Source organism: Microbacterium sp. UBA837 (assembly GCF_002296025.1).
Lineage (GTDB): Bacteria > Actinomycetota > Actinomycetes > Actinomycetales > Microbacteriaceae > Microbacterium.
This window is the reverse complement of the sequence record NZ_DBHD01000171.1, coordinates 1-3443: the sequence shown is the minus strand read 5'-3', so window position 1 is coordinate 3443 and position 3443 is coordinate 1. Positions and strand designations below refer to the sequence as shown.

At 64.3% G+C, this 3443-nt stretch carries 2 protein-coding genes; both read right to left on the bottom strand.

From position 1 onward, the window contains the following. Positions 1-29: 29 nt before the first annotated feature. Positions 30-2177 (bottom strand): 3-hydroxyacyl-CoA dehydrogenase NAD-binding domain-containing protein, encoded by a 2148-nt coding sequence (locus B3587_RS12085; protein ID WP_292728982.1) that lies wholly within the window; start codon positions 2175-2177, stop codon positions 30-32. Positions 2178-2189: 12 nt separating this feature from the next. Next, on the bottom strand, positions 2190-3395 hold the full coding sequence (locus tag B3587_RS12080; RefSeq protein WP_292728979.1) for a thiolase family protein: 1206 nt from the start codon (positions 3393-3395) through the stop codon (positions 2190-2192). Between the last annotated feature and the right edge of the window lie 48 nt (positions 3396-3443).

The window sequence follows — 3443 nt, the reverse complement described above, 5'->3', positions numbered from 1 at the left end:
AGCCGGGCCCCTCCTCGTTTGCCGCCAGGTCAGACGGCGGCGATTCCTCGGATCGGAGGTTCGTGGAAGGTACCCCCGAACACGCGCTGAGATGCGCCCTCGCGATCAAGGTACGGCGATGCGCCCCCGTCGATGAAGGGCCAGCCGGCGCCGAGGATCAGGCAGAGATCGATGTCTTCAACCTCGGGTACGACGCCCTCATCGAGCATGATGCGGATCTCCTGCGCCAACCCGTCCTGGACGCGGCGGAGAATCTCGTCTTCGCCTGCCGGGGCGGTACCCACGGCCGGCTTGAGGATCTTCTCGGCAGGCTTCGTCCAACCGGTGACCTTGCCGTTCTTGTCCTTCTCCACGACCTGGGGCAGCTCCGCCAACTCGTGGAAGTTCTCGTTGGCGTAGAAGCGTTCGGGGAAAGCGGAAGCCATGGTGTCCTGCACATGCGCAGCGACCTTCCAGCCGACGAGGTCGATGAGCTGGAAGGGACTCATCGGTAGCCCCAGAGGGCTGAAGGCCTTCTCGACCGTGAGCAGCGGCGTGCCCTCGTACACGGCCCGAGCAGCCTCGCCCATGACCTTCGCGAGGAGGCGATTGACGACGAAGCCCGGGGCATCGGCCGTCAAGACGGCGTTCTTGCCCAGACCCTTGGCCACAACGAAGGCAGTCGACAGCGCCGCCTCGTCGGTGGTGGGGGTCTTCACGATTTCGATCAGCGGCATCACCGCCACCGGGTTGAAGAAGTGGAATCCCACGAGCCGCTCCGGGTGCTCGAGCTTCGCTCCGATCTCTTCGACCGACAGCGACGACGTGTTTGTCGCGAGGATCGCGTCTTCGGCGATGATCTTCTCGATCTCGCCGAACACCTGCTGCTTGACCCCGACCTCCTCGAAAACCGCCTCGATCACGAAGTCGCAGTCGGCGTACTCGTTCTTGTCGGTGGTGCCGTGGATGAGCGCACGAAGGCGATTCGCACCATCCCCGTCGAGTCGTCCCTTCTGCTCGAGCTTGCCGATCTCTTCGTGGATGTAGGCGAGTCCCTTGTCGACGCGCGCCTGATCAAGGTCGGTGATCAGGACGGGAACCTGGAGTTTGCGCACGAACAGCAGCGCGAACTGGCTGGCCATGAGTCCTGCCCCGATGATCCCGACCTTCTGCACCTTCTTTGCCAGTGCCTTGTCGGGCGCACCGACGGGGCGTTTAGCGCGCTTCTGAACGAGGTCGAACGCATACATGGATGCCGCGAACTGATCACCGGTGATGAGATCGGTCAGCGCCTCATCTTCGCGGGCGAAGCCCTCTGCTTTCGTGCCGCCCTTGGCCTTATCAAGCAGATCGAGTGCGACATAAGGGGAGCGGGGCACCGTGCCGATGCGGCTCTCCAGCATCCCGCGCGCCATCTTGATGGCGATCGGCCACTTGGTGAGACGCTCGATCTTGCCCGGCTCGTTCTTGCGTTCGACCTTGACGGAGCCGGTCAGGACGCCATCTGCCCACCGCAGCGAGTCCTCGAGGTAGTTGGCCGCGGGGAAGATCGCATCCGTGATGCCGAGGTCATAGGCCTGCTGGGGCTTGAGCACCCGGTTCTGCTTCAGCGGGTTGGACACGACGACTTCGAGCGCGTTCTCAATGCCGATGAGGTTCGGGAGGAGGTATGCCCCGCCCCACCCCGGGATGATGCCCAGGAACACCTCGGGGAGCGCGATAGCGGCCGCTGAAGCATCCACCGTGCGATACGTGGAGTTCAATGCGATCTCGAGCCCGCCGCCGAGCGCGAGGCCGTTCACGAATGCGAAGCTCGGGACCCCGAGGCTCGAGAGCTTCCCCAGAACCTGATGGCCCCGCTGCGCAATGAGCTTTGCGATCTCGGCCGAAGGAACCCGCGAGACATCACTCAGGTCGGCGCCAGCCGCAAGAATGTACTGCTTGCCCGTGATAGCGACAGCGTGGATCTCACCGGCCGCAGCGCGCGCCGTGAGGGTGTCGAGAGTCGCGCCGAGCTCCTTGAGCGTTGCCGGTCCGAGTGTGTTGGGCCGGGTGTGATCGCGTCCGTTGTCCAGGGTGATGAGCGCGAGCGTCTTGCCGGAGGCCAGACGCACGTCAGTCACGAACGAGTGCGTGATGACCTCACCGTCGGCGAGGGCATCGAGCGGCGAGAAGTCGATCTCGTCGTAGTTGGTCATGGCGGCGAACTCCTACTTCTTCTTCTTGCCGTCGTAGTGCGGGTTTTCCCAGACGACCGAACCGCCCTGCCCGAGACCCACGCACATGGCGGTCAAGCCGTACCGGACGTCGGGGCGCTCGGCGAACTGCGCCGCAAGCTGAATCATCAGGCGCACGCCGGATGCCGCGAGGGGGTGGCCGAGGGCAATGGCGCCGCCCCACTGGTTTACGCGAGGGTCGTCATCCGCCACTCCGAAGTGATCGAGCAGCGACAGCACCTGCACAGCGAAGGCCTCATTGAGTTCGAACAGTCCGATGTCATCGATCGTGAGACCGGCCTTCTGAAGCGCCTTCTCGGTCGAGGGGATCGGCCCGATGCCCATGATTTCAGGCTGCACTCCCGCGAAGGCGAAAGACACCAGTCGCATCTTGGGTGCAAGGCCGAACTGCTTGACCGCGTCGCCGCTGGCCAGCAGTCCCATCGTCGCGCCATCTGTGAGCGGTGATGAGGTGCCCGCGGTAACGCGCCCGTGCGGGCGGAAGGGGGTCTTCAGTGCTGCGAGACCTTCCATCGTCGTCTCGGGACGTCGGCCCTCATCCTCGGTGGCGAGCCCCCAGGCGCCGTCAGCGTTCTTGATCGCCACGGAGACGAGATCCGGCTGGATCTTTCCGGAGTCGTATGCTGCCTGCGCCTTCAGCTGGCTCTGCATGCCGAACCGATCCGCGCGCTCCTTGGTGAGCTGCGGGAAACGGTCATGGAGGCGTTCGGCCGTGACGCCCATGTTCAATGCGCCGGGGTCCACCATCTTCTCCGCGACGAAGCGCGGGTTAGGGTCAGCGTTGGAGCCGATCGGATGACGCCCCATGTGCTCCACACCGCCTGCGAGCGCGAGGTCGTACATGCCGAAACCGATCGAGCCAGCCATCGTGGTGACGCTCGTCATCGCGCCCGCGCACATCCGGTCAATTGCGAACCCCGGAACGGTCATCGGCAATCCGGCGAGGATCGCCGCAGACCTACCGAGCGTCAGTCCTTGATCGCCGGTCTGTGACGTCGCAGCGATCGCCACATCGTCGATGCGCTCTTTCGGTACGTCAGGATTGCGCTCCATCAGCCCGATGATCGCCTTGACCGCCAGGTCGTCAGCCCGGGTGTTCCAGTACATGCCCTTCTCGCCCGCGCGCCCGAACGGGGTGCGCATACCGTCGACGAAGAAGACGTCCGACATTTCGGCCACTCTGCCTCCAAGGATTGGGAATGACGCCAGCCTAGGAAGGCGTCAAAA

Bases quoted from the DNA above. Each gene is read 5' to 3' on its own strand.
- B3587_RS12085 (WP_292728982.1), bottom strand. From the start codon at position 2,177: ATGACCAACTACGACGAGATCGACTTCTCGCCGCTCGATGCCCTCGCC.